Annotated in this window: 24 protein-coding genes; 11 read left to right on the top strand and 13 right to left on the bottom strand. The window is 63.9% G+C overall.

Features of this window, described 5'->3' with window-relative positions; genetic code table 11:
- Positions 1–116: 116 nt before the first annotated feature.
- The 4 genes from C100_RS40730 to C100_RS40715 form a co-directional block, all read right to left on the bottom strand.
- Positions 117–461 carry a DUF190 domain-containing protein gene (locus tag C100_RS40730; RefSeq protein ID WP_031309925.1) on the bottom strand — a complete coding sequence of 115 codons (345 nt, stop codon included), beginning with the start codon at positions 459–461 and terminating at the stop codon, positions 117–119.
- 11 nt (positions 462–472) lie between these two features.
- Complete coding sequence (locus C100_RS40725; RefSeq protein WP_024020855.1) at positions 473–3,715, bottom strand: efflux RND transporter permease subunit; 3,243 nt, start codon at positions 3,713–3,715, stop codon at positions 473–475.
- Between the two features lie 3 nt (positions 3,716–3,718).
- Positions 3,719–4,879, bottom strand: a complete 1,161-nt coding sequence (locus tag C100_RS40720; RefSeq protein WP_024020854.1) for an efflux RND transporter periplasmic adaptor subunit — start codon at positions 4,877–4,879, stop codon at positions 3,719–3,721.
- Positions 4,880–5,105: 226 nt separating this feature from the next.
- Positions 5,106–6,413 (bottom strand): TolC family protein, encoded by a 1,308-nt coding sequence (locus C100_RS40715; RefSeq protein WP_031309923.1) that lies wholly within the window; start codon positions 6,411–6,413, stop codon positions 5,106–5,108.
- A gap of 876 nt (positions 6,414–7,289) precedes the next feature.
- On the opposite strand from C100_RS40715, the gene C100_RS0125065 reads away from it, so the two are divergent.
- From C100_RS0125065 to C100_RS40705, 3 genes are read left to right on the top strand one after another with little or no spacing between them, the layout of a single operon-like run.
- Positions 7,290–7,655, top strand: a complete 366-nt coding sequence (locus tag C100_RS0125065; protein ID WP_031309922.1) for a DUF7673 family protein — start codon at positions 7,290–7,292, stop codon at positions 7,653–7,655.
- A 36-nt stretch (positions 7,656–7,691) separates the two neighbouring features.
- Positions 7,692–8,087, top strand: coding sequence for a CopG family transcriptional regulator (locus C100_RS0125060; protein WP_031309921.1), 396 nt, complete (start codon positions 7,692–7,694; stop codon positions 8,085–8,087).
- Entirely contained in the window at positions 8,084–9,046 is a 963-nt protein-coding gene (locus C100_RS40705; protein ID WP_024020849.1) for a tyrosine-type recombinase/integrase, read from the top strand. Before C100_RS0125060 ends, C100_RS40705 begins: the two co-directional genes overlap by 4 nt.
- On the opposite strand, the gene C100_RS40700 is transcribed toward C100_RS40705, so the two are convergent.
- Genes C100_RS40700 through C100_RS40690 form a run of 3 tightly spaced genes read right to left on the bottom strand, consistent with a single transcriptional unit; the run spans position 9,043 to position 10,207 of the window.
- The gene (locus C100_RS40700; protein WP_031309920.1) at positions 9,043–9,663 is read right to left on the bottom strand and encodes a histidine phosphatase family protein; all 621 of its coding nucleotides are present in this window, start codon (positions 9,661–9,663) and stop codon (positions 9,043–9,045) included. The genes C100_RS40705 and C100_RS40700 overlap by 4 nt on opposite strands.
- Before the next feature lie 9 nt (positions 9,664–9,672).
- Positions 9,673–9,954, bottom strand: coding sequence for a type II toxin-antitoxin system YafQ family toxin (locus C100_RS40695; protein WP_004212931.1), 282 nt, complete (start codon positions 9,952–9,954; stop codon positions 9,673–9,675).
- Positions 9,941–10,207, bottom strand: a complete 267-nt coding sequence (locus tag C100_RS40690) for a type II toxin-antitoxin system RelB/DinJ family antitoxin (protein ID WP_004212930.1) — start codon at positions 10,205–10,207, stop codon at positions 9,941–9,943. The genes C100_RS40695 and C100_RS40690 overlap by 14 nt, the downstream gene beginning before the upstream one ends.
- Positions 10,208–10,639: 432 nt before the next feature.
- Between C100_RS40690 and C100_RS40685 the strand changes: the two genes are divergently transcribed.
- The 5 genes from C100_RS40685 to C100_RS40665 all read left to right on the top strand — a co-directional run bounded on the left by C100_RS40685 (position 10,640) and on the right by C100_RS40665 (position 13,271).
- Positions 10,640–11,281: a transcription elongation protein SprT gene (locus C100_RS40685; protein WP_024020847.1), complete on the top strand. Its 642-nt coding sequence runs from the start codon at positions 10,640–10,642 to the stop codon at positions 11,279–11,281.
- 75 nt (positions 11,282–11,356) lie between these two features.
- Positions 11,357–12,010 (top strand): ParA family partition ATPase, encoded by a 654-nt coding sequence (parA, locus tag C100_RS40680; RefSeq protein WP_024020846.1) that lies wholly within the window; start codon positions 11,357–11,359, stop codon positions 12,008–12,010.
- Positions 12,007–12,321 (top strand): ribbon-helix-helix domain-containing protein, encoded by a 315-nt coding sequence (locus tag C100_RS40675; protein WP_013041578.1) that lies wholly within the window; start codon positions 12,007–12,009, stop codon positions 12,319–12,321. Before parA ends, C100_RS40675 begins: the two co-directional genes overlap by 4 nt.
- Positions 12,322–12,360: 39 nt before the next feature.
- Positions 12,361–12,714: a hypothetical protein gene (locus C100_RS40670; RefSeq protein WP_024020845.1), complete on the top strand. Its 354-nt coding sequence runs from the start codon at positions 12,361–12,363 to the stop codon at positions 12,712–12,714.
- Positions 12,715–12,851: 137 nt separating this feature from the next.
- Positions 12,852–13,271: a GNAT family N-acetyltransferase gene (locus tag C100_RS40665; RefSeq protein ID WP_231472260.1), complete on the top strand. Its 420-nt coding sequence runs from the start codon at positions 12,852–12,854 to the stop codon at positions 13,269–13,271.
- An 89-nt stretch (positions 13,272–13,360) separates the two neighbouring features.
- On the opposite strand, the gene C100_RS40660 is transcribed toward C100_RS40665, so the two are convergent.
- The 5 genes from C100_RS40660 to C100_RS0125055 all read right to left on the bottom strand — a co-directional run bounded on the left by C100_RS40660 (position 13,361) and on the right by C100_RS0125055 (position 17,746).
- A complete protein-coding gene (locus tag C100_RS40660) occupies positions 13,361–14,473 on the bottom strand; it encodes a replication initiator protein A (protein WP_024020844.1) in 1,113 nt (370 codons plus the stop codon).
- A gap of 732 nt (positions 14,474–15,205) precedes the next feature.
- The gene (locus tag C100_RS40655; protein ID WP_024020843.1) at positions 15,206–16,882 is read right to left on the bottom strand and encodes a type IV secretory system conjugative DNA transfer family protein; all 1,677 of its coding nucleotides are present in this window, start codon (positions 16,880–16,882) and stop codon (positions 15,206–15,208) included.
- A gap of 6 nt (positions 16,883–16,888) precedes the next feature.
- Positions 16,889–17,179, bottom strand: a complete 291-nt coding sequence (locus C100_RS40650) for a hypothetical protein (RefSeq protein WP_024020842.1) — start codon at positions 17,177–17,179, stop codon at positions 16,889–16,891.
- Positions 17,176–17,400, bottom strand: coding sequence for a conjugal transfer protein TraD (locus C100_RS40645; RefSeq protein WP_024020841.1), 225 nt, complete (start codon positions 17,398–17,400; stop codon positions 17,176–17,178). The genes C100_RS40650 and C100_RS40645 overlap by 4 nt, the downstream gene beginning before the upstream one ends.
- A 37-nt stretch (positions 17,401–17,437) precedes the next feature.
- Complete coding sequence (locus C100_RS0125055; RefSeq protein ID WP_031309918.1) at positions 17,438–17,746, bottom strand: conjugal transfer protein TraD; 309 nt, start codon at positions 17,744–17,746, stop codon at positions 17,438–17,440.
- Positions 17,747–17,919: 173 nt separating this feature from the next.
- Here C100_RS0125055 and traA point away from each other — a divergent pair, with 173 nt between their 5' ends.
- The 3 genes from traA to C100_RS40630 all read left to right on the top strand — a co-directional run bounded on the left by traA (position 17,920) and on the right by C100_RS40630 (position 22,634).
- Positions 17,920–20,928, top strand: coding sequence for a Ti-type conjugative transfer relaxase TraA (traA, locus tag C100_RS40640; RefSeq protein WP_024020839.1), 3,009 nt, complete (start codon positions 17,920–17,922; stop codon positions 20,926–20,928).
- Between the two features lie 8 nt (positions 20,929–20,936).
- A complete protein-coding gene (locus C100_RS0125050) occupies positions 20,937–21,647 on the top strand; it encodes a DUF6118 family protein (RefSeq protein WP_031309917.1) in 711 nt (236 codons plus the stop codon).
- Positions 21,648–22,262: 615 nt separating this feature from the next.
- Entirely contained in the window at positions 22,263–22,634 is a 372-nt protein-coding gene (locus C100_RS40630; protein WP_024020837.1) for a TFIIB-type zinc ribbon-containing protein, read from the top strand.
- 432 nt (positions 22,635–23,066) lie between these two features.
- Here the strand turns inward: C100_RS40630 and fliE are convergent, their stop codons facing one another.
- A complete protein-coding gene (gene fliE, locus C100_RS40625; protein WP_024020836.1) occupies positions 23,067–23,417 on the bottom strand; it encodes a flagellar hook-basal body complex protein FliE in 351 nt (116 codons plus the stop codon).
- Positions 23,418–23,518: the final 101 nt, after the last annotated feature.

Genomic DNA, 23,518 nt, shown 5'->3' with positions numbered 1-23,518 from the left:
GGCGGTCTCCCCCTCCACCAGCGAGGCGGAGGGGAAGTCACGGTGCGTCAGGCAGCGTTCGCGCGGTCGCGCGACCTCGCGTCCGGCGGTACGGACCGCCAGCGCGAGGACCCTTGTCATGCACTCTTCTCCGCGATGGTCTGGCGCGCCTTGCCGCCAAGGACTTCCACCGGCTCCAGCGTCATCAGGCCGACGTCCGGAATATCGTCGAGACCGTCGACAAAAGTCCGCAGCCGCTCTTCCTCATCGACAATCTCGATGACGACGGCCCGATCGCTCTCGAAGACGTGACGGCGGTGGACATGCGCTGATCGGCCAAAACCCAATCGCGCGTCCAGAACGGTGATGCCGGCCAGGCCAGCATCCCTTGCACGCGATGCGATCACCTCGAGCACCTTGCGATCACCAAGATAGGCGCCCTCATCGGTGTAGATTCGCAATAGCTTGATCGTTTCAGTCATAATCTTCTCCTTCACGCCGGTTCTGGTGCAATCGGCGAGGCATTCTCGTCCCGCTTACGCCGACGGTTTTCGATTGCTCCGAGCACCACCTTCGCAATCGACGGCAATACCAACAGGGTGAGAACGGTTGCGGCAATCAACCCGCCGATAACTGTGACTGCGAGCGGCTTCTGGACTTCAGCCCCCGTCCCGGTGGCGATTGCCATCGGAATGAAGCCAATTGCCGGAACAAAGCCGGTCATGATGACTGCACGCATCTTCTCGGCCATGCCTTCCCGGATTGCCTCAACCAGAGGCAGCCCATGCTCCTGACGTTCACGAATGGCCGTCATCACGACCAAACCGTTCAGAACTGAAACACCGGCCAGAACGATAAGCCCGACCGCTGCCGAGACAGAAAAGTTGATACCGGTTAAGACGAGGGTGAAAATCCCGCCGGCCAACCCCAGCGGCAAGGTCAGAAAGACCGCAGTCGCCCGGCCTCCCGATCCAAGGGCCATGAAAAGCAGGACGAAGATGGCAACAAAAGCCAGCGGAACCACAATCGACAGTCGTGCTGTGGCCGCTTGCAAACTTTCGAACTGTCCGCCCCATTCGAGATAATAGCCGGCAGGCAGTTTAACCTGAGCAATCTTCGCCTGTGCCTCCTGGACGAACGAGCCTGCATCGCGCCCTTCCAGATTCAACTGGACTACGACGCGGCGTTTGCCGTTCTCGCGTCTTATCTCATTAAGTCCTTCAGTGAACCGTATTTGAGCCACTTGTGCGAGCGGGATCTGTCGGCGCATTTCCCCGGATTCTTCGGGCAAGAGCACCGGGAGCGAGCGGATGTCATCGAGGTTGACCCGCGTTGCATCGGGAACGCGTACCGTGATGTCGAAGCGTCGGTCGCCTTCGTACAGGATTCCCGATTCTCGCCCGCCGAGTGCCGCCGCAACCGTGTCGGCGACTTCTTGGACGGTCAGCCCGTAGCGCGCGATCATCGCGCGATCGAGTTTCACGTCGAGCACCGGCGCACCTCCGACCTGGTCCGCTTTTACACTGCTCGCTCCCGGAATCGCCTGCAGCACCCGCACCATCTCGTTGGCGGTCTGCGACATCTTGTCGAGATCATCGCCGTAGAGCTTGATCGCAACGTCGCCGCGTACGCCGGAGATCAGTTCGTTAAACCGCAGCTCAATGGGCTGGCTGACTTCGTAGAGCTGCCCGAGTTGACCGCCAGAAGCCTTTTCGATGCGTTCAACTACGTCAGCCTTGGTCTCGCCTGCCGGCCATTGGTCCTGCGGTTTCAGGATGACGAAGCCATCGGAGACGTTCGGCGGCATCGGATCGGTGGCGACCTCGGCGGTGCCCGTCTTGGAGAACATCAGTTCCACCTCGGGAAGCTTTTTGACCGCCTCCTCGACCTTGCGCTGCATCGCGAGCGACTGTTCGAGGCTGACTGACGGCACGCGCGTCGAGGCGAGCGCCATGTTCTTCTCATCGAGCTGGGGAATGAACTCCGAGCCGAGAAGGCCAAACGCCGGTATCGCCGCCAGAAAGAAGGCGAGACCACCCAGGATGAATGGCCACGGCCGAGCGAGCGCTTTGTCGAGCAGCGGCAGATAGCGATCCTTGCTCTTGCGGATCAACCACACCTCCTTCTCGGCGACACGCCCGCGAATGAGGAGCGCCACCAGCGCGGGCACCAGCGTGAGCGAGAGGATGAAGGCGGAGACAAGCGCCAGCATGATGGTGATCGCCATGGGCGAGAAAGTCTTGCCTTCGACACCCGTGAACATGAGGAGCGGCGCGAAGGCCAGAAGGATGATCGCCTGACCGAACACTGTCGGTTTGATCATCTCCTGCGCGGCATGCATCGTTTCTTCGAGCCGTTCCCCCAGCCTCAGCAGCCGTCCTTCGTGCTCCTGGCGATGCGCCAGTCGTGCGAGACAGTTCTCGATGATGATCACGGCGCCATCGACGATCAGGCCAAAGTCCAACGCGCCAAGGCTCATCAGATTGCCCGGCACGCGAAATGCATTCATCCCCATCGCCATCATGAGGAACGAAAACGGGATGACGAGGGTGGCGATGATGGCGGCACGCCAGTTGCCGAGCAGCAAAAACAGCGAGGCCGCGACCAGCAACGCACCTTCAGTGAGGTTGCGCTCGACCGTCCCCACCGTCGCATTGACGAGTTTGGCCCGGTCGAGCACGACCTTCACTTCGATGCCCGGTGGCAACGTCTTCGAAACCTCATCAAGCTTGGCCGATACGTCCTGCGCCACGATACGGCTGTTTTCGTTGATGAGCATGAGGACGGTGCCGATCACCGCCTCCTTGCCGTTCATGCTGCCTGCGCCGGTGCGCAGATCGCCGCCAATCCTGACATTGGCGACCTGGCCGACAGTGACCGGCACGCCGCCGCGCGTCGCTGCAACCGCGTTCCGGATCTCATCGACCGAACGCGCCCGCGCATCGACGCGGACGAGGTAGGCTTCGCCGCCCCGATTGTAAAAGTTGGCGCCGACCGCGAGATTGGCCTTTTCCAGGGCCTCGCCGAGCTCGCTGTAGGAAATTCCGTAATTGGTCAGCTTGGTCGGATCGGGTTCGACGACGAATGTCTTGGCGTAGCCACCGATCGAGTCGACGCCCGCCACCCCCGGCACTGCCTTCAACTGCGGGCTGACGATCCAGTCCTGCACGGTTCGCAGATAGCCGGCCTTGCCGACTTCGTCGGTCAGCCGGTCGCCCTCAGGCGTAAGATAGCTACCGTCCGGCTGCCAACCGGGCTCGCCGGCGACCTTCTTCGCACCCTTGCCGTCGGGATTGGCGTAACCGACGGTGTACATGACGATCTCGCCGAGACCGGTCGTCACCGGCCCGATCTGCGGTTGGACGCCATCGGGGAGGTTCTCGGTTGCCTGCCTCAGCCTTTCGCCAACCTGCTGTCGCGCAAAATAGAGATCGGTCGATTCCGAGAATATGGCGGTTACCTGGCTGAACCCGTTGCGCGAGAGGGAGCGCGTCGTTTCGAGACCCGGAATGCCGGCGAGCGAAATTTCAACCGGATAGGTAACGAGCTTCTCGATTTCGACCGGCGACAGGCGAGGATCGACGGTGTTGATCTGAACCTGATTGCTGGTGATGTCGGGTACTGCGTCGATCGGCAGTTTGGTCAATTGCCAAAGGCCGAGACCGGCGATGGCGAGAAAGATGAAAAGAACTGCCCAGCGTGCGCGGACGGATAACGCGATGAGACTTGCGATCACGACTTATTCCTCCTCGCCCGCGCCCTTGCCGAGCTCGGCCTTGAGCAGGAATGCATTTCTGGTTGCGATCATCTCGCCCGGCTTCAGACCGGAGGTGATCTCGACACGACCTGCGCTGCGCTGGCCGATCGTTACTTTTTGCGCGCGGAAGCCCTGTTTGGTTCGCACGAACACGATGTCGCGGCCTTCCAGCGATTGAAGGGCGTCCTCGGAAATCACGATGCCGCCCGATGCGTCGCCACCGCTCGGCAGCAGCCGCACGCGCACGGCCAATCCTGGCTGCAGGCTGCCCGAAACATCGAGCACCGCTGTTGCCGAACGCGTTTCACCGGCAAGACCCGGCGTGATCGCTCGAACGCGGGCTTCAATCGTGCTGCCATTGGGCAATTCGACGATCGCCCGATCGCCGGGCGCGATCCGCTGCGCGTCGGTCGGACCTACCGCCGCCTCGATTTGAACCTTCGACGGGTCCGCCACGCGGAACAGTTCGGTCTCCGGTTGTACGAAGGCGCCAAGACTCACATTCTCGGCGGTCACGCGTCCGGAGATCGGACTGGCGACAATCGCGCCGCTGCCATCGCCCGTGACATTCGCAGCGCTCGCAGCGACCTGAGCGCGCCTCGCCTCGGCCGCTGCAGCAGCAGCCTCCGCCTGGGCTTGCTCATAATCGACCCGCGCCGACACTTTCTGTTCGTAGAGGTGGCGTTCCCGAGCAAGAGTGCGCTGGGCGAGCACCGCGCGCGCTTCGGCCGCCGTCTTTTCCGCGGCGATCTGAGCAGCATCCCTGCTTTGCACGATGGCCAGCGTCTCTCCGGCTTTCACGGGATCGCCGAGCCGCTTGAACACCCGCGTGACCGCGCCGCCGGCGCGCGCCGTGACGATCGCCTCGCCATTCGGTGCCGCAGCCACCGTGGCCTGGGCGAGAATTTCCGAGCCAAGCCCGCCCGCGCGCACTGCTTCTACGGCGATATCGGCGGCCCGGATCGCCTCGGCAGCCATCGGCAGACGGTCGGTGTGAGCTTCGGCGCCTTCTTCCGTCTTTTCGGCATTCGGGGTGTCGGCAGCCGGGTCTGCGGTGCAGCGGGCGACAGAGAAGCCGCCGACCGCCGCGAGCAGCACGGCACCGGCCACACCGCCGAGGAGGCGTTTATTCTGGGTGATCATTCAACATCTCCGAATAGCAGGTGGGCTGGCCGCGGGCGCTTGCGCTTCGCTGCGAACCGTGAGTCAGGAATTGACGAAAGCTGGATGGCGCGGTCCGGCGCACGGGGCGCGGCGCGGATCCCAGGATCGACAGGAGGTTCGGTTTCGGTTCCCCCGATCCCGTGAACCCTACTTGCAATGACCACCGATAACGGTGGGGAGGGGCGGCGCCTCGCGGTAAACGCGGTCATTGGCTCAGATCCACGTCATCGGCTGCTGCCGCCTGCCGCGCGAGCGTGGCCTGCGCTTCCGCCCGGGCGCGCCGTGCGGCGATGAGTTCGCCCTGGGTCGAGGCAAACGCTTGCTGGGCATCGAGCAGTTCGAGCAGCGAGGATTTGCCGGCGCGGTAGGACAATTGCGCGAGCCGCAACGCTTCGCGCGCCTGACCGATGCCACTTCCTTCGAGAGCCGCAACCCGCGCCTCGGCGGCGGCCAAGCCCGCGCGTGCATTTGCGATTTCAGCCTGTGTGTTGGCGAGCACGCTGTTGCGGCGCGCCTCAGCGCCTTGCACGCCAGATCGTGCGGCGGCGACATTGCCCTGGTTGCGGTCAAAGACAGGAAGCGGCACAGAAAGACTGGCAATCAACGCCCGATCGCCGGTTTGACGCAATTGACGCACGCCAACGCCGACGGACGGATCGAGCCGGCCTTCCGCGCGGGCCTGGCGGAGTTGCGCATCAGCGATGACCCGCTCGGCTTCGGCGAGACGCACATCGAGTGTCGCCATGGCGTCGACGGGTGTCGGCGGCGTCAACAGGTCGCTGCCGGCGAGCTCTGCCGGTGGAATGTCCACCCCAAAAAGCGCCGCCAGTGAGCGGCGGGAGGCTATCTCGTCCGCTTCGGCCCCACGGAGCGCTGCCGTCGCCTGTGCAAGCGCTGCTTGGGCGCGCAATCCTCGCAGCGGCGGCTCCTTCCCCGCATCGACAAGTTCGCGTGCGACGCGGGATAACTCGCGCGCCCGGTTTTCATTATCCCGCGCAAGCGCCAGATTGTCGCGCGCGGCTACACCAAGCGCGAAGAGATTGCGGACCTGCTGACCGAGATTGGCCCGCGCGATCGCGAAGCGGTATTCCTGAGCGGCAAGTTCGGCTTCACCAAGCGTCATCCGCGCTTTCCGCCGTCCCCCTATGTCGAGCCTCTGATTGACAGAGACGGTCGTCTCCGTTCCGTTGAACCCCGTATAGGGACCTGTACCTGCAAAATTTTCGACCGCGACGTTAAGGACGGGATTGAAGCGGAATCGCGCCTGACGCAACCGCCCGCGCGCGGCCTCAACATCGGCACGAGCTGCGGCAAGAGCCGGAGATCTCGCGTCAGCTTCCTCGAGCGCCTGGGCAAGCGTCAGGACGGCGGGTAGAGGTCCCGTGCGGACCTCAAGGGGGCCGGACGGGACGGTGGGACCGGCAACCGCCGAATTGTCCACCTGCGCCGCAGCGGGCGTGGCCGATATAGCCACGAGCGCCGCAGCCATGGCGGGCGCAAACATAGGATGCATGTACAAAAAACTCCTGACAAACCAAAGGCGCACGCCCGGCTCGGCCAGGCGAAAGCTTCAGCTGTCAGGCGATCGGAGGTCGGAAGGTGTCGGAATGCGTCGGGGGTGAGATGCCTGGGGTGATTCGCGCCGGCGTCGCTATGTCCGTGCGCACAGCTTCCGGTTGCGGCGCAGCTCCCACCGGAATTCCAATATGGTGACCGTGACAGCCGTGAAACTTGATCGAAGCCTTAGAAGGGTCCGACTGGCCGTTGTCGCTCTTTTTTGAAGCGCTTTCACAGCTATCGACCGACACTACGGCGCTGGTGCGAAAGCGCACCTCGGTGGCATGCGCCATCGCCCCCGCCGTCACTCCGAAGGCGAGAAAGATACCGACAATGATGGATAGCCACCCTTTCATAACCTGCGCATCTAGCCTCTCGTGGATTGGAAAGGAAGAGACAATTGTGCCTCTTGCGAAAATCGCGTGACGCATAGTCGGGCTTTGCCATGATGTTATGTTGTGACATCATCTTACTGTCTGATCATATCCTGTATCATCATGCTTTAATTACAGTAATTCGTACAGAGTTTCTTGACGCCAACAATAATAAGCTCGCCAATCCATGCTGGAGATCAACACAATGCCTTCTAATGTTATTGATGTTTTACATCTTGGTTTCGCGCGATCCGGATTCGACCGGATGGCGCAATATGGCAAACCAGGCGACGGTAGAACCGCCCCTGATGGGACTGTAAAGTTTCAACAAACGCCAACCGCCGCTCACATGAAGCGTGCAGGCCCCGCGAAGTATCGGGAACGAGACAACACGCGTTTCCCACCCTACTTATATATGATAATGTCCTTTATCACACACTCAAATGGACCACGATCGTATGACCGGGACGGCCGCCACATCACCCCCGCAACGCCGCCCCGTCTTCCGGGCCGTCAGCTTCGATGAGGTCGGCGAGGCGATCGGCCGCTTGCTAGCCATCGCCATGCCGTCCACGCGCGCGGCCGAAACCGGCGCATCCGGCAAGGTCGCGGATTTCCTGCTGGCCTGGTGGAACGGCGACGAGTGCGGGCATTTCCCGATCATCCACTTGTGCAACGTCGATGCCGTCATTGCCGAGGATATGCTTACGGTCATGGCCTATCTGGCGCAGGAGTCGACCACCTACGCCGATGCCTGGGGCTACCGCGACGCGATGGGCGACCTTTGGGTGCGCTATCGCGGCGACCCCGCAGAGAGCGTTTAAACGCCTCCGAAGATCCACCGCAAAAGGGATGCCGGCATGATCGAAAATGACGATGAGGCTTTTGCCGACAACTACGCCGAGCGCGACCAAGCCAAGGCGCTGTGCGAGCAGGCGCGCGCGGGCGGGTTGCGTTTCGAGGCGTATCTACCCGGCGACATGGCCGATTGGCTGTTGGCGCAGGTCGAGCGGGGTCATTTCGTTGATCCGTCCGAGGCGGTGTTCGCGATCGTCAAGAACTTTATCGACATGGAGCCGCACCGCGATTTGCGCGACGAGCTGCTACGCCGGATATTAGACGATTCGGTTGCGCGCGGGCTTGAGGACGTGAAGGCGGGCCGCGTTCGTCCCGCTGATGAGATGTTTGACGAATTGCGCCGGGAGCTGGCGAAGCCTCGCCCCGAGCCGGCCCGTTGGCAGAAGATCGCACGATGAACCAGCTCGCCCCCCTGCCCTCGCCGGCGCTGGCGTTGCCGGCCTTGATCGCGGCGGCCGACGACGCCACGCGGCTGCGCTTTCTCGAATTCTTCGCCGTCACCATTCGCAACCCGCATACGCGCCGCGCCTATATGCGCGCGGCCGGCGACTTCCTGGCCTGGTGTGAGGCGCGCGGCGTCGCCTCGCTTGAGGCCGTGCAACCGCTCCACGTCGCGGCCTGGGTCGAGGCGCTGGGGCGCGAGCTGGCCGCGCCCAGCGTCAAGCAGCAGCTCGCCGGCGTGCGCCACCTGTTCGACTGGCTGGTGACGGGCCATATCGTGCCGGTGAACCCTGCCGGATCGGTGCGCGGGCCGGCGCATAGCCAGCGGCGCGGCAAGACGCCGGTGCTGGCCCCGGACGAGGCGCGGCGGTTGCTCGACAGCATCGACGTGACCACCCATGCGGGCCTGCGCGACCGCGCCCTGATCGGGTTGATGGTCTATAGTTTCGCGCGGATCGGCGCGGCGCTGGCGATGCGGGTCGAGGACGTGTTCATGCAGAACAGGCGGCTATGGGTCCGACTGCACGAGAAAGGCGGCAAGCGCCATGAAATGCCCTGCCATCACAATCTAGAGGATTATCTGACCGCCTATATCGACGGGTGCGCGCTGCGTGAAGATCGCAAGGGATCGCTGTTCCGCACGATCGCACGCGGGACTAAGCGACTAAGCGATTCCCCCCTGCCCCAAGCCAATGCCTTCGCGATGGTGCGCCGGCGCGCAGGCGCGGCCGAGATCGGGACGGCGATCGGCAACCATTCGTTCCGCGCGACCGGAATCACCACCTATCTGAAAAACGGCGGCACGTTGGAGACGGCCGCGACGATGGCGAACCACAGCTCTACCCGCACGACCCAGCTCTATGACCGCCGGCCCGATGACGTGACGCTGGACGAGGTGGAGCGGGTGTTGATCTAGGCGGCGATCGCCGGCGCACATCCCCAGCGCCCGCCCTGCCAATGGAACCCTACCTGCTGCGCGTTGCTGATCGCGGGCGGCTCGCCCTTGCACCAGAAACCGAGCATCTTGCCCCGATCGTCCAGATGAGCGTCGGCGACGATCGCGCGCGCGGCCTGGATGAATTGCCCATGCCCGAACACATAGACCAGCGAAGCGGCCGGCATGGCGGCGAGGCGGGCAAGCGCCGCCTCGCAGCGCCGGAGCAGAGTGGCGAAGCTCTCCGCCCCCTCCCCGTCGCAATAATCAGGATCGGCCTCGCTCCAATAGCGTTCGAGGTGCGGCATCCGCTCGGCGCTGCGCGTGCCGTTCCAGCGCGCCGGTTGCAGATAGGTGAACTCTTCTATCGGCCAGACTTCGACCGGGACGCCGGGGAAGCGCGCGATCGTCGGCGCGGCCGTCTGCCGGGTGCGGGTATAGGGCGATGTGACGATGAGCGCGGGCGCTTGCGTCCAGCTCGCCGCGACCTGGCGCGCTTGTTCGTGGCCGTGCTCCGTCAGCTCGATCGTCGCGAGATCGTGACACGGCACGCCGGCGTTGCCTGTAGATTCGCCGTGGCGGATGAAGATCGCCCGCATATGCGTCATCTATCCGAATACCTCGCTATGCGAGCCAAGGCGCGCGAGGCGCAGCGTTTCGTCGTCGGGCTTGGCGTAGATCAGCACCAGATCGGGCTTGACGTGGCAATCGCGGTAGCCCGCCCAATCGCCGCTCAGATCATGGTCGCGGTATTTGGGATCAAGCGGCGTGTCGGTCGCGAGCGCGGCCAGGACAGGCAGAAGATCGGCATCGAGGGTCGCTCGATGCCGGCCCTTTGATTCCCGCTTGTAGTCGCGCTTGAACCGGGTCGAACGATCAATCGTCCGCATGGAGGTCCGCCATCAGCGCATCGACGCTGGCGAACTTGGTCCCCTTCCCCGCCGCCAGCTCTGCCATTGCCTCGCGTGTCGCGGCGTTCGGAACCTTGACCTCGAAAGGCAAGCGCCGTTCGTCGGCGATACGCAGCATCAGCAGCCGGATAGCGTCGGAGATCGAAAGGCCCATCGCGCCCAGCGCGGCGGTGGCGCGTTCCTTCGTCGTATTGTCGATCCTGGCGCGGACATAGGTGTCGGAAACAGCCATTGGGATTTCCTTCTGAAAACGTAGTCCCAGTGTAGTCACAAAATCTGATTTTGGCAATGGGTGCGGTGATTATGCGCCTGCCGCTGGCGCGGCACCGTGGCTCTAGTCGCTCACGCTCCCCAAGCCCGCAAGCGGTCTTGGCCCAAGGTAACGATCCACATGGCGGAAGCGAGATCGCTGCGCGGATCTCGCGCAGCAGTGCCGGCGTGTGCCGGCGCCGATCCTGTTTGAAGGGGGGAAAGGCGGTCCCGGCCGCCTCTCCCCCGCAACGGCAATCAGCGGGACCGTGGCTCACTCGGCTGTGCCTCCCTGCGCCGCGCACCACTCCCGCAGATTCCCGCTGCCCCCTCTCTCGCCGGCGTTCTTGGGCGTCCGTGTTCCGGCCGATGGCATGGCCATCGCCGGACAGGCGATTTGAAGGGAGTAAAGACGATGACCCACGAAACCCGCGAAAGCTGGCTCAATGCCGTGGCGCAGGGCATGGCTCCGCTGTTCGAGGCGCTGGACGCCCCCCTGCCCGACCGCGTGCGCGTGGCGATCGGCTTCACCAGCAGAGGCGCGAAGGGCAAGGCGATCGGTGAGTGCTGGGACAACCGACTTAGCGCGGACGGGCATTTTGAAATCTTCATCCGCCCGGACCTAGCGCACGCGCCCGATGCGATGCCGGCGCAGATCGCGGCCATCCTCGCGCATGAGCTGGTCCATGCCGCCGTCGGCATCCCGGCAGGGCATGGGAAGGCGTTTAAACGGGTCGCGCTGGGGCTGGGGTTGGTCGGGCCGATGCGCGCCACCACCCCCGGCGAGGCGTTCCTTGCGGCCGTCGCACCGATCCTCGATGCCGCTGGCCCCCTTCCCCATGCCCGTCTCGACACGGACGGGGAGTCGACCGCGCCCAAGAAGCAGAAAACCCGGATGCTGAAATGCGAGTGCGCGACGTGCGGCTATACCGCGAGGACCGCGCGCAAATGGCTTGAGCAGGCCGGAGCGCCGCTTTGCCCGATCGAGGATCACGGCCAGATGAGCCATGAGCCGCTGGACGATGACAGCGAGGATGAGGGCGGCGAGGACGGCTAGACGCCCTGCCCTTTCATCCGATAGCCGCTTGCGCTATGACCACATGCAAACATGAGTTCATGTAAGGTTATTCACATGCCAACAATCGCGATCATCAGCCAGAAGGGGGGGGCGGGCAAGACCACCCTCGCCTTGCACTTGGCCGCAGCCGCCGAGGATTCCGGGTATACCGCGCTGGTGATCGACCTCGATCCGCAGGCGACGGCGAGCCAATGGGCGGCATGGCGGCAGGACGCGCCCCCGGTCGTGATCGACAGCGCCCCCCCTCGCCTCGCCGCCAAGATCGAGCAAGCGACGGCGCAGGGCGCGGAGTTCATCGTGATCGACACCCCGCCCCATGCCGACAGCGCCGCCAGCGCCGCCGTCGAGGCGGCCGACCTGGTGCTGATCCCATGTCGGCCGAGCGCGTTCGACCTGGCCGCGATCAAGACGACCGCCAGCCTTGTGAAGATGCGCGGCAAGCCCGCTTTCGTGATCTTCACGGCGGGAAGCCCGACCGCGCCGCGCATGTATGAGGAAGCGACGCAGCTCGTGCAGGATTATGGGCTGGACGCCTGCCCGCTGCATGTCGCGGATCGCGCCGCGTTCCGTCACGCGGCGGCCGAGGGGAAAACCGCGATGGAGATCGAGCCGGACGGCAAGGCGGCAGACGAGGTGCGCCAGCTTTACAAGTGGACATGCGAGCATGTAAACATGCAAGCATCAACGAAGCGGAGGGCCAGCGCATGAGCCGGAAGGGATCATTGCTTGCATTGCGGGATCGCGATCCCGCACCAACGCCGGCGTCGGCCGAGCCGGAGGGAAGGGCGGCCGTGCCGATCGCCGGCAGCACTGGCGTAGGCACCGGCAGCAGTTCGAGCAGCAGCCCGGTTGCGCCGAGCCGTCAGGGCAAGAAGGCGATGACGGGCTATTTCAGCCCGGAAATGTCGTTCGCCATGCACATGACCGCCCGCAAGCACGGCATGAGCTTGCAGGACGCGATGGCCGAGGCGTTCAACGACTGGCTCCGAAAGATGGGGGAAAGTCCTGTAGGCAAGTGAGCATGTTCACATGCAAACATATAGCTTAGGGGAAAACTCATGGCCGTGCTAATCGTGTCCGCCATCTTCGCACTGGTGATGATCGGATTGTCCATCCGGGCAAACGCCCGTTTCCGGCAGGAAAGGAAACTGCCGATGCAATGGCGGCTTTCACGATCAGAGCCGCTTTCCAATTTGGTGAATTGGTCCGCACCTCGCGTTCTAGCTCTCAGCTTCACGCCCTTCCTTGCGATCTGTGTGCTGGGGCTGTTCAATGTTGCAGCGATGACCCTAACGCCGAGGCCGGGGCAGGAGGGGATGCTGTTACCGTCCCTGATCGTTATTGGAGGCGCGTTCGTGGCGGCCCATGTTTTCCACCTTTGGTTGATCGGAAGGAGCCTGGGCCGAAGTTAAACTCAATGTCGTCATGTTCACATGCAAACATGGCAGTTAACGCCACGACACTGTCCTATTGCCGCCACGATTTTCGGCGAAGCAATCACGCTATGGTAGTTATTAGGCACGCGATCTTTCCTCGTGACACAGCTTCGGTGCTGGGCATCTGGCGTGAGTTCATCGCTAATTCGCCGGTCAATCTCGACTATCAGAATAATGACGCTGAGTTTGCAAACTTGCCTGGGAAGTATGCGGCGCCCAAAGGATGCGTGCTGCTTGCGGACCGGGAGGGGGAAATCGAAGGCTGCGTAGCGATGCGCCAAGTCACGCACGAGATATGCGAGATGAAACGACTATATGTTCGTCCCCAGGCTCAGGGACGGCATCTTGGTCGCGCGCTCGCTGAACGTCTGATCGAGGAAGCTCGCACTGTGGGCTACAGCGAAATGAGGCTCGATGTGCAAGCGAAGTTCGTCCCCGCGCGCAAGCTGTATGAGACTCTTGGTTTCGTCGCGGCGGAGCCGATTTCCTTCAACCCGGTTCCCGGCGCATCCTTTCTTGGACTTCACCTGTAGTCGAGTCCGTAGCTATCGACCAGAAAGTGATAAAGCCGGATCAGTCGATATGTTTGCATGTGAACATGAACGCTTGTCCACATAAGCGATCAGCGCAGTGGCTTGCGTTCGTGCCGTTTCTTGCAGAAGCCTAGGAAAGCGGCGCGGGGGCTTTTCAGCTCGGGCTTGCCCATGTCGTGCCACCACGACACCCATTCGTCATAAAGCGCATACACGTCATAGCCTGGCGCGGCCGTCTTGGCGTCGTGCATGGTTTCCGGGTCGATATAGGGCGCATCGTCGCCGGCGTTGGCGAGCGGATCGGGCTTGGACTTGAGGCCCGAGCGGTTGCGGAACAGGATCACGTCATCATCCATCGTCACCGCATAGTCGGGGAAATGGCCGTGGTCCGCGTCATGCTCGCAGACCTTCTTGACCAAGGCCCGGAACACCCGGAGCGGGCTGTTCGAGCCGCATTTCTTTTGCAGCAGCTCCAGGCCGATCTTCCATTCGTCCTTCACGCCGCAATGCTTGCGGGCCAGCTCATACATGCGCCGCTCGAACGGCTTGCGGAGCCGGAAATAGTCGCGGTGAAGCGTCAGAACATTCTTGCTGATGACCGAGCGATAGACCCAATCCGACAGGGTGATTTCCAGATCGAGCATACGGCCGTCGAACGTCTTGCGCGTGATTCTGGCTTCTTCGATCAGCCCGAAAATCCGCGTTTCCTCGACACCGCCCGTCTGGATATTGGTCCGCACCGTGGTCCCGCGCAGGCGGGTGAGGGCGTCGGCCATCAGCCGATAACCTTCGCCGCTGGTTTGCCGGTTGGTGGCGACGAGCATGTCATAGGCTTGCAGGCGCACCGTGCGGCTAGGTTGCTGGCCCTGATTCATCTTCGCGACGAGCTGCGAAATACAGTAGATCAATATGTCCTTGTCGTGGATCGTCGCCAGCCCCTTGCCCGAGGGGATAATCTCGATAACGTTGCCGTTATGCTCATAGCGCCGCATCCGGTTGTCGGGCTTGGTCGAGAGCGAGAAAACCGGATGCTCCATCGAGGCCATGTCGTCCTTGGGGATGGCGTCGAGAACATCGCAGATGAACAGGTCTTGGTTAGGGTGCCGCACCGGCAGCAGCGGCGTGCGATCGTCGCCGTCCACGGCCGTGGACGGCGCGGCGATCGGCGCGTCAAACAGGGAAGGGGCGGAGTCTATCGTCATTTCACGAACGCCACAGCTACTATCGTCATTTCACATACGCAAGCGGATTATCGTCATTTCAGATTCACCCCGCGCTATCGTCATTTCGATTACGCTTGGAGGGGGCGGGCCTATCGTCAGAATGGATTCACCCTATCGTCACTCTGGATTCGCTTTTTCGTCAGAGCGGATTCACCGCGCATTACAAAAACGCCAATTAATCCTTTATTTTCAACGTACTATAAAACCGCTCAAATCCCGTAACACGACTCTAAACCCATATATTAACACTAGAGCGAGGCTGTGGATAACTTTAGACCACCCCGCTTGAGGCGACGTCGAAAGGAAGAAAAGCGCCGCCTCTTGGGGCTCCGCCCCGCCGGCTCGCGGCCTTCGGCCGCCCCGGATCGCTACGCGATCCTCCCACCCGGCATCCCCACAATGAGCCGGCTTCGCCGGCGCGCTTTTGTTGATTCGGGGTATGCCGTGACCGTCACACCCCTATCGCCAACACATCACCAAGCCCAACCGTCGAAAATGGCTTTCCAGAAAAGCCAAGCGGATATGTGGGCGTTCCGATCGAGAGGGGCTGGGGAGGCGGAAACGTCCCCACAGGGGCGATTTCCGGCCCGCCCAGCCTCATTCCGGGCGTAGGTCAGGGGTTTCGGCGTCGGAACCATCTATAGCGCTCTCCGGGCTTCCCAGGGCCGCCCGTTTTTTCCGGCGCGAGATCCTCGCACCGTTTAAACGGCCTCACGCCTTGTCGAAGCGGCCCGCGAACTCGCGATCGGCATAGTATTTGAGCTTGGCGGCGACGATCGGCCGTTGCCCCGCGAGGAACAGGAGCTGGTAATCCTCGCGCAGCGTGCGGATTTCATCCGGCGTGAGCAGCGGGCGAGCGACATGCTGCGCGCCGAACGATATGCCGGTTTCGTCGCTGTCGATCGCGCGGCTCATGGTCTCGAACACGACCGTCTCCTGGCCGAGCAGATCGGAGACGAGCTTGGCGCTATCGTGATCGTTGACCCCGAATATCTGCAAGACGCCGGCATTGGACAGGAAGGTGCCGGCGCGGCGCTCGTAGAGCGCGCGGAGCTGGTGAACGTCCTGCAAGATCGGCCAGAGCTGGATGCCGTAACCGGCCATCAGCCCCATAGCGCGCTCGACAGGTTCGAGACGGCCCAGCGCGGCAAATTCATCGAGCAGGAACAGGACGGGGCGGGCAGGGGATGCCGGCGCGCGCGCCAGATCGGTCAACCCTTGCGCCAGCATCAGGCGCAGCCACCGGGCATAGGTGGCGAGCCGATCGGGCGGCAGCACCAGATAGACCGTCGTGGCCTGCGCCTTTACATCGGCGAAGGTGAAATCCGAGCGCCCCAACACCGCCGTCATGCGCCGGGAATCGAGGAAATGGGTATGGCGCTGCGCGGCCGACAGCACGCCGGCGGCTTCGCGATCGGACTTGCCCAGGTGGCGGTTGGCGGCGCGCGCGATCAGACCCCGCGCGTCCGTGCTGCGTGACATTTCCCGGAGCATCTTCTGGAAATTATCGGGCGCGAAGGTGAGGCAGTCGCGCACGGCTTCCAGCGTGCGGTCCGCGCCTTGCGCTTGTCCGTCGCAGGCCACCCACAGGAGGATGCCGGCGATCAGCGCCTTGGCTTCCTCGTTCCAATGCGCCTCGCCCGCTTCGCCGGGAGCGTCATAGACCAGCGCGTCGGCAAGCGTCATGGCGTCGTCGGCGAGATCGAGGCCGGCAGGGTCGAGGCGATCGAGCGGGTTGAACGCGGCCGAGGCGATACCAGTCACCCCGAACGGATCGAGGACATGGACCGGGCCGAACTTCGCGCGATGGCGGGCGGTGATGCGGGCATTCTCGCCCTTGGGATCGATGCACACGACCGGGCCGGAATAGTCGAGCAGATTGGGGATGATGGTGCTCACGCCCTTGCCGGTGCGCGTCGGCGCGATCGTCAGCAGATGGGCCGGCCCCGCATAACGCAGCAGCTTGCCCGACTTACGGTCGCGGCCGATCAGCAGGCCTTCGCCATTTTGGGCGAGCGGGCGCGTCTCGCGATCGGTGGCGAAGCGGGCCGAACCGTGGGTGTCATCGCCGGCAGGACCGCCATAGCGCAGGATCAGCGGTTGGAAGAGGGCGCGGAGCGTGACGAGGATGATGACCAGGCCCGTCAGCATCATCACGATTTGGTAGATGTTGGAATCGCGGGGCAGGCCGAGCAGCTTGCCGAGGATCAGCGGCACGCCGAGGCCCAGCACCAGGCCGGTGATGAGGAACAGGACCACCACGCCGAACAGGTGGCGGATCAGCGCGACCGGACTGGTGACGAGGGCCGTGATCGCCCATATCGGCTGTTCGCGCGCGATACGGGCGAGGTTGCGGAGCGCACGGCCGAGCTGGCGGAACCATTCCATAGCCGCTTACCCGTCCGCCCGGATCGTCGCCGGCGAGATCGCCAGCGCCGGGTCGGCGTCGGGATGATCGAGCAGCTTGAGAACGATCGCGGTGGCGAGGGGAGGGGGGACAGCTTCTGCGCGCAGCATGTCGAACAGGGCGTGTTCGTCGGCGTCGAGGTCCATGCCTTCGATCGCGAGATTGGCGCGGGCTTCGGCATCGCCTTCGCGCCACAGAGCGATTTCGGCGGGGGTGCCGCGCACATAATCGAGCGCGCGAACCTGGGCGCGGATCGCCTCGACATCGAGCCTGTTCATGGTGCGTCACTCCCTTCCGCTTCCGCGTCGAACGCGCGTTTGCCGCGCCGCTTCCACAGCGCCAGCATGTTGTCGGCATCCTCGCCCTGGGCGCGCGCGGCGAGATCGAGCATCGCGCCGTAGAGGGTCGCGCGATCATCGTCGGTCAGATCGACGAGGCCGGCTTTCTGGACGAGGCCGCCCAGCTCGATCAGGTGGCGCGTGCGTTCGCGGCGGGCCACGACCCATCCTCTCGTATCGGCGCGGCGCGCGGCGGCTTCAACCCTGCGCCTCGCCTGTGCCAGTTTGGTTTCCGCCTTGTGCATTGCTGCTAGTGCGTCGCCCAGCCTTGCGCCCGCGTCCTTGAAAGAAGGCCGCGCCATCGGAGCGCCACGCCTCCCGGTTTCCCTCAACCTGCGCTTCGGCGACGATGTGGAGCAGCGCTCCGGTCAGCACATCGGCGTCGAGCGCATCGGCCCCGGTGGAGGTGACGAGTTCGCCGAGCTGCTGGACCTTCTTCGCCTTGAGCGTGCGGGCCTTGTCGCCGAGCGCCCGCAGTTCGGCGTCATAGTCGCGGACCTTGCGCATCTTCTCTCCCTCGCGCCCATGATCGGGAGCCGCAGCGTAGCACGATCGCGCGCGCGAGGAACCGTTCCGATCCAGAAATGCGGCGAAGTCAATCATGCGAACGGCAGAGAGTGTGAGTGCGCGCTTATACGTCGTTGCCGACGCGCGCTCAGGAAGGCAGTATAGGGACCGTCATGGCGATCTACCATTTCTCGGCCAAGGTCATCAGTCGCGCTAACGGATCGAGCGCGGTTGCGTCGGCCGCCTATCGTTCGGCATCCGAGCTGCACGATGAGCGGCTCGGGCGCAATCACGACTTCTCGAACAAAGCCGGCGTCGTTCATTCCGAAGTGCGGCTGCCCGAAGGCGCGCCGGCGCGTTTAAACGACCGCGCGTGCCTCTGGAATGAAGTCGAGGCGGGCGAGAAGCGCAAGGACGCGCAACTGGCGCGCGAGGTGGAGTTCTCGATCCCGCGCGAGCTGGATCAGAAGCAGGGTATCCAGCTCGCTCGCGACTTCGTGGAGAAGGCGTTCGTGAAGCGCGGCATGGTCGCGGACCTCAATGTGCATTGGGACATCGGCAAGGATGGAAGCCCTAAGCCGCATGCGCATGTGATGCTGTCGATGCGCGAAGTGGGGCCGGACGGGTTCGGCCAGAAGGTGCGCGAGTGGAACAGCAATGCGCTGCTGAAGGAGTGGCGCGAGGCATGGGCGGACCATGTTAACGAGCGCCTGGCCGCGCTCGATATCGGTGCGCGGATCGATCACCGGACGTTGGAGGCGCAGGGGATCGAGCTTGAGCCGCAGCATAAGATCGGCCCTGCTGGATCGCGCCGCCTCGATCGTGGTGAGGATGCGGATCGCGCCGACGACCATGTGCGGATCGCGCGGGAGAATGGCGAGAAGATCATCGCCAGGCCGGAGATCGCGCTCGACGCGATCACCCGGCAGCAGGCGACGTTCACGCGGCGCGACCTCGCGCAGTTCGCGTTCCGGCACAGCGACGGCAAGGATCAGTTCGACCAGGTGATGAGTGCGGTGCGTAGCGCGCCCGAACTGGTGGCGCTGGGCAAGGACGGGCGCGGCGAGGACCGCTTTACCAGCCAAGACATGATCGACACCGAGCAGCGTTTGGAATGCGCCGCCGATCGGCTTGCTAACAGGGTGGGGCATGGTCTCCCGGCGATGGAGCAGTCCTTACGGTCCACCGCCGGGAGTGAGGGCCTGGTGCTGGGCAGTCAGCAGGAAGCCGCGCTTGCGCATATAACCGGCGACAAGGATATTGCCATCGTTGTCGGCTATGCCGGCACCGGCAAATCGGCCATGCTGGGGGTCGCGCGCGACGAATGGGAGCGCGCCGGCTACCAGGTGCGCGGGGCGGCCTTGTCCGGCATCGCGGCCGAGGGGCTTGAGGGCGGATCGGGCATCGCCTCGCGCACGATCGCCAGCATGGAATATCAGTGGGACCATGGCCGCGAGCTGCTTGGGCCGCGCGACGTGCTGGTGATCGACGAGGCGGGCATGATCGGCACACGCCAGATGGAGCGGGTGTTGTCGGCAGCCGAACGCGCGGGCGCGAAGGTGGTGCTGGTCGGCGACGCCGAGCAGTTGCAGGCGATCGAGGCGGGCGCGGCGTTCCGCGCGCTGGCCGAGCGCCACGGCGCGGCCGAGATCAGCGAGGTTCGCCGGCAGCATGAGGGCTGGCAGCGCGACGCGACCAGGGCGCTGGCGACCGGCAGGACCGGCGAGGCCGTCCACGCCTACGCCGAGCATGGGATGGTGCAGGCGGCCGACACGCGCGACGAGGCGCGGGCCGAGCTGGTGGACCAATGGGATGCACAGCGCAGCGCCGATCCGGACAAGACCCGGATCATCCTAACCCATACCAATGCCGAGGTCCGCGATCTGAACCTGGCCGCGCGCGATCGGCTGCGCGGCGCCGGCGAGCTGGGCGACGATGTGCGCGTGGCGGCCGAGCGGGGGCCACGCGAGTTCGCCAGCGGCGACCGCATCATGTTCCTGAAAAACGAGCGCGGGCTTGGCGTGAAGAACGGTTCGCTGGGGAAGGTCGAGCGGGTGTCGCCTGACAGCATGGCGGTGCGTCTCGATGATGGCCGATCGGTGGCGTTTGACCTGAAGGACTATGCCCATGTCGATCATGGCTATGCCGCGACCATCCACAAATCGCAGGGGGTGACGGTCGATCAGGCGCATGTGCTCGCCACCCCAGGCATGGACCGCCATTCGGCTTATGTGGCGCTGTCGCGGCACCGGGATGGCGTGCAGCTCCATTACGGCCGCGACGACTTCACCGATCAGCGCGAGCTTGTCCGCACCCTCGCGCGCGAGCGGGCGAAGGATATGGCGTCGGATTATCCCCGCGACCGGGACATGGAGGTGCGCGATTTTGCCAAGCGGCGCGGATTGTCCGGGGAGATCCGCTTGTCGGATGCGCCCGAAAGGCAGGGCGTGGAGTTTCTTGGTCCCCGGCGAGGATCTTCGCGCCAGATGGGCGAAGATCCTCGCACGATCAGCCGCGGCGGCGGCGAGGGTAAGGCCGCGGCCGAGCGACAGCCGCGGCGGGGCATGTTCGACGGGTTGAAGCTGTCGGCCGAGCCGGCGAAAGGCGCTACGCGCCCGCAGGAGCGCGCGTTCGTGCGGGCGGTCGAACGAACCTCGCGTTCGGCCGAGGCGGTGCTGCAGGCGCACGCATCGGGGAGGCCGGTGCTCGAGCATCAGAAGGTCGCGCTCGAGCGCGCGACCCAGGCGCTCGATCAGATCAGGCCGGGGGCCTCGCGCGACCTGTCGGCAGCGGTGCAGCGCGATCCCGCCTTGCTGCGCCAGGCGGCGGCGGGGCGCAGCGGCCCGATGATGGATGTGATGGCGCAGGAGGCGCGTGTGCGCGCCGATCCGAACTTGCGCGCCGATCGGTTCGTGGAACGCTGGCAGGGGCTCAGCGCCGAGCGCGACCGGCTCTATCGCGCCGGCGACATGGCGGGCCGTGAGAAGGCCGGACAGCAGATGGCGGGCATGGCGAAAAGCCTTGAGCGCGATCCGCAGATGGAAGCGATCCTGCGCGGCCGCATCCGCGAGCTGGGGCTTGAGATCGGCATGAACCGTGCCCGCGACATGAGCGGCGGCGAGCTTGGCCGCCAGTTGACACACGATCTGGGGATCGGCCGTGATCGCGGCCTTAGCCGATAGGAGAGGGAATGGACGAGGACGAGTATCGCGAGGATCAGCCGATAGGCGACGATCCAGCGTTGGCGTTCGAGAAGTTGCGCGGCGAGGTGTCGTTGCTGCGCAGCGCCATCGAAGGACTGACCGCCGCACGCGAGGCCATTGACATTCCCGATTACGAACCGACGCTGGAGCGCACCGAAAAGGTGCTGGGCATATTGGTCCAGCAGATCGACGCGATGCGGAAAAGCCCCGCGATGACGCTCACCCCGGAAAATATGGGAGGGCGTTTAAACGCTTCCGTCATGGAGACGTTGAACACGCTGCGCAATCACACCCAGGCGTCGAAATCGGCGGTGGACGGCGTGATGGGCGATCTGCGCGGCCTGGTGCTGTCCGCGCGCCGTGCCGACGAGCAGAACCGCTGGCTGTATATGATCGGCATCGGTGGGGTGCTACTAGGCCTGTTGCTCTATGCGGCGCTGGCGGGGCCGGTCGCGCGGTTGATGCCGGTGAGCTGGCAATGGCCCGAGCGCGTGGCCGCGCGCGTCCTGGCCGAACCGACGCAATGGGAAGCGGGGCAGCACTTGATGCAGCGCGCCGCGCCGGCGAGCTGGGCGATGATCGTCGCGGCCAATCCGCTCGCCGAGGGCAATCGCGAAGCGCTTCAAGCCTGCCGCGAGGCCGCCAAGAAAGGGAAGAAGGCGGTGCGCTGCACGATCGAGGTGAAGATTGGAGAATAGATAAACTGCAGTAGCTGACACTTCTCGGACAGTCGGTATCCGAACGTCTCGGCTTCCTAATCGCTGTCCTTGTTTGTCCAGCTTGGATGCCACGTGCTCAGCATGCGCGCTTTGGACAAGGCTTGTGAGCATGTGGGCCACTTTGGCGCGGGTATGTGTTAACAGGACCTGTCGGTTGCATTCCGGCGCGATTAAACTTCGATGGGCTAATTTCATTATCGTGGCGTTTAGTCACATCCTATGGAGGTGAGCATGAGAGGTTCCTTGATCTTGGCTGCGGCGGCGCTTGTCTTCGCCGCCCCGGCCGCGATGGCCCAATCCTATGGCGGCTATGGCGGTTCCAGGGGGCACAGCGGCAACCCCTCGTACGACCATCAGATCCGCAGGGATGGCGGCTACGGCAGCGATCGGGGGCACGGCTATCGGCAATCCTGGAGGGGCAGGTACAATCGCGGTGGTGATTACGGCTACAACAATCGCCATGAGCGAGAGGAGCGCCGAGAGCGCAGGCACGAGCGGCGGGATCGCCATGAACGGTATCGCGGATACGGCTACTAAGGTTACGCTCGCAGTTAGGATGGGCTTTGGATTGCGGCATTCTTAAAGGATTGCATCATGACTGATGAGACAGTGCCGACGACCACACGGGCGCAGGGGATGCTCTGCCCCGTGTGCCGCGTGGACCTCGTCCTTGCCGACCGGCAAGGCGTGGAGATTGATTATTGCCCGCAATGCCGGGGCATCTGGCTTGATCGCGGCGAACTCGACAAGATCATCGAGAAGAACGCTGCCTACGAAGCCGCCGTGAGGCCGCCCGCCGGCTATCCTCCTCAGACGCCCGCGCCAGCTCCGGGCTATGCGCAGCCCGCACCTTGGGGCGGGTATGATGAAGGCCATCATGGCGACCGCCATCATGGTGGTGGTCACGGCCGTGGCCACGGCGGCTATCGTCCGGGTGGCTTTCTCGGCGGCCTGTTCCGCCATTGACCCGTTAGTTCAGCGCAGCCTTAGGCGTTACAGCGGAGCGGCGCATAGGAGAAATAGCATGGGTGGGAGGTTCAGTGTTGCATTGGGCGCCGTGGTCATCGCTTTCCTGGCCGTCTCGCCAGCGGCCGCGCAGCGTAAGACACATGGTGCCGGCGTCAGCTGGAGCGGGAGCCACGGAGGCGTCAGCTGGGATGGCGGCCATGCCTATGAAGGCGGGAGCTATGGCGGCTATCCTGCTGCCTCGTCCCCGCCTCCTCCTCCCCACAAGGCGCCGCAGATCTCACCTTCACGAACCGAGCTACCTGTAGCGCAGCGCGAGCGGCGCGATGATCGCCGCGCAATGCGACGCCCCGTACAGCGCGCGCCCCATTGAACGCTTCGTCCTCAACGTAGATGGATTCCGGCTCAAGCTTGAAGAGCGTAAATAGTTGATCAGACCGCCATACCCATGATGTCCTTATAGGCGGAAAGTACCTTGTTTCGAACCTGTAGGGTCGCTTCGAACGAAACCGAAGCACGCTGCTGCATCAGCATTACGGTCGCGATGTCGGTGATGTCGCCGCGTTCGTAGGCCTCGGTAACGGTATCCTCCTGCTCCTGGAGCGCATTCACCTTTTGAAGCGCGGTCTGCAATGTTGCGTCGAAGCTCGACGGCGGCGCGGAGCTGTCGGGACCACGAAGCGCATTCGGTGCGGGGGGTGAGACAACCTCGCGAAGCGCGGCATTGCGCTGAAGAACGGCGTTGCGCAACGCCAGCACGTCGGCTGCTCCGTTCACATTCATGGTGGTACTCCAGGCCGAGCGATGCGCTACTTCTAGGTAGGAAAAATTAATGAAGCGTTAGGCATGTTTTTAGGCTCAGAATGAGGGCATCGCGTGGAAGG

It is taken from the genome of Sphingobium sp. C100 (genome assembly GCF_000508185.1).
Classification (GTDB): Bacteria; Pseudomonadota; Alphaproteobacteria; order Sphingomonadales; family Sphingomonadaceae; genus Sphingobium.
The sequence above is the reverse complement of the archived record's forward strand: the minus strand, read 5'-3'. Positions and strand labels throughout refer to the sequence as shown.

What these genes read in the sequence shown, in the direction of transcription:
- C100_RS40730 (WP_031309925.1), bottom strand. Translation starts at nt 461, where the DNA reads ATGACTGAAACGATCAAGCTATTGCGAATCTACACCGATGAGGGCGCC.
- C100_RS40720 (WP_024020854.1), bottom strand. Translation starts at nt 4,879, where the DNA reads ATGATCACCCAGAATAAACGCCTCCTCGGCGGTGTGGCCGGTGCCGTG.
- C100_RS40715 (WP_031309923.1), bottom strand. Translation starts at nt 6,413, where the DNA reads ATGCATCCTATGTTTGCGCCCGCCATGGCTGCGGCGCTCGTGGCTATA.
- C100_RS0125065 (WP_031309922.1), top strand. Translation starts at nt 7,290, where the DNA reads ATGACCGGGACGGCCGCCACATCACCCCCGCAACGCCGCCCCGTCTTC.
- C100_RS0125060 (WP_031309921.1), top strand. Translation starts at nt 7,692, where the DNA reads ATGATCGAAAATGACGATGAGGCTTTTGCCGACAACTACGCCGAGCGC.
- C100_RS40705 (WP_024020849.1), top strand. Translation starts at nt 8,084, where the DNA reads ATGAACCAGCTCGCCCCCCTGCCCTCGCCGGCGCTGGCGTTGCCGGCC.
- C100_RS40700 (WP_031309920.1), bottom strand. Translation starts at nt 9,663, where the DNA reads ATGCGGGCGATCTTCATCCGCCACGGCGAATCTACAGGCAACGCCGGC.
- C100_RS40695 (WP_004212931.1), bottom strand. Translation starts at nt 9,954, where the DNA reads ATGCGGACGATTGATCGTTCGACCCGGTTCAAGCGCGACTACAAGCGG.
- C100_RS40690 (WP_004212930.1), bottom strand. Translation starts at nt 10,207, where the DNA reads ATGGCTGTTTCCGACACCTATGTCCGCGCCAGGATCGACAATACGACG.
- C100_RS40685 (WP_024020847.1), top strand. Translation starts at nt 10,640, where the DNA reads ATGACCCACGAAACCCGCGAAAGCTGGCTCAATGCCGTGGCGCAGGGC.
- parA (WP_024020846.1), top strand. Translation starts at nt 11,357, where the DNA reads ATGCCAACAATCGCGATCATCAGCCAGAAGGGGGGGGCGGGCAAGACC.
- C100_RS40675 (WP_013041578.1), top strand. Translation starts at nt 12,007, where the DNA reads ATGAGCCGGAAGGGATCATTGCTTGCATTGCGGGATCGCGATCCCGCA.
- C100_RS40670 (WP_024020845.1), top strand. Translation starts at nt 12,361, where the DNA reads ATGGCCGTGCTAATCGTGTCCGCCATCTTCGCACTGGTGATGATCGGA.
- C100_RS40660 (WP_024020844.1), bottom strand. Translation starts at nt 14,473, where the DNA reads ATGACGATAGACTCCGCCCCTTCCCTGTTTGACGCGCCGATCGCCGCG.
- C100_RS40655 (WP_024020843.1), bottom strand. Translation starts at nt 16,882, where the DNA reads ATGGAATGGTTCCGCCAGCTCGGCCGTGCGCTCCGCAACCTCGCCCGT.
- C100_RS40650 (WP_024020842.1), bottom strand. Translation starts at nt 17,179, where the DNA reads ATGAACAGGCTCGATGTCGAGGCGATCCGCGCCCAGGTTCGCGCGCTC.
- C100_RS0125055 (WP_031309918.1), bottom strand. Translation starts at nt 17,746, where the DNA reads ATGCGCAAGGTCCGCGACTATGACGCCGAACTGCGGGCGCTCGGCGAC.
- traA (WP_024020839.1), top strand. Translation starts at nt 17,920, where the DNA reads ATGGCGATCTACCATTTCTCGGCCAAGGTCATCAGTCGCGCTAACGGA.
- C100_RS0125050 (WP_031309917.1), top strand. Translation starts at nt 20,937, where the DNA reads ATGGACGAGGACGAGTATCGCGAGGATCAGCCGATAGGCGACGATCCA.
- C100_RS40630 (WP_024020837.1), top strand. Translation starts at nt 22,263, where the DNA reads ATGACTGATGAGACAGTGCCGACGACCACACGGGCGCAGGGGATGCTC.
- fliE (WP_024020836.1), bottom strand. Translation starts at nt 23,417, where the DNA reads ATGAATGTGAACGGAGCAGCCGACGTGCTGGCGTTGCGCAACGCCGTT.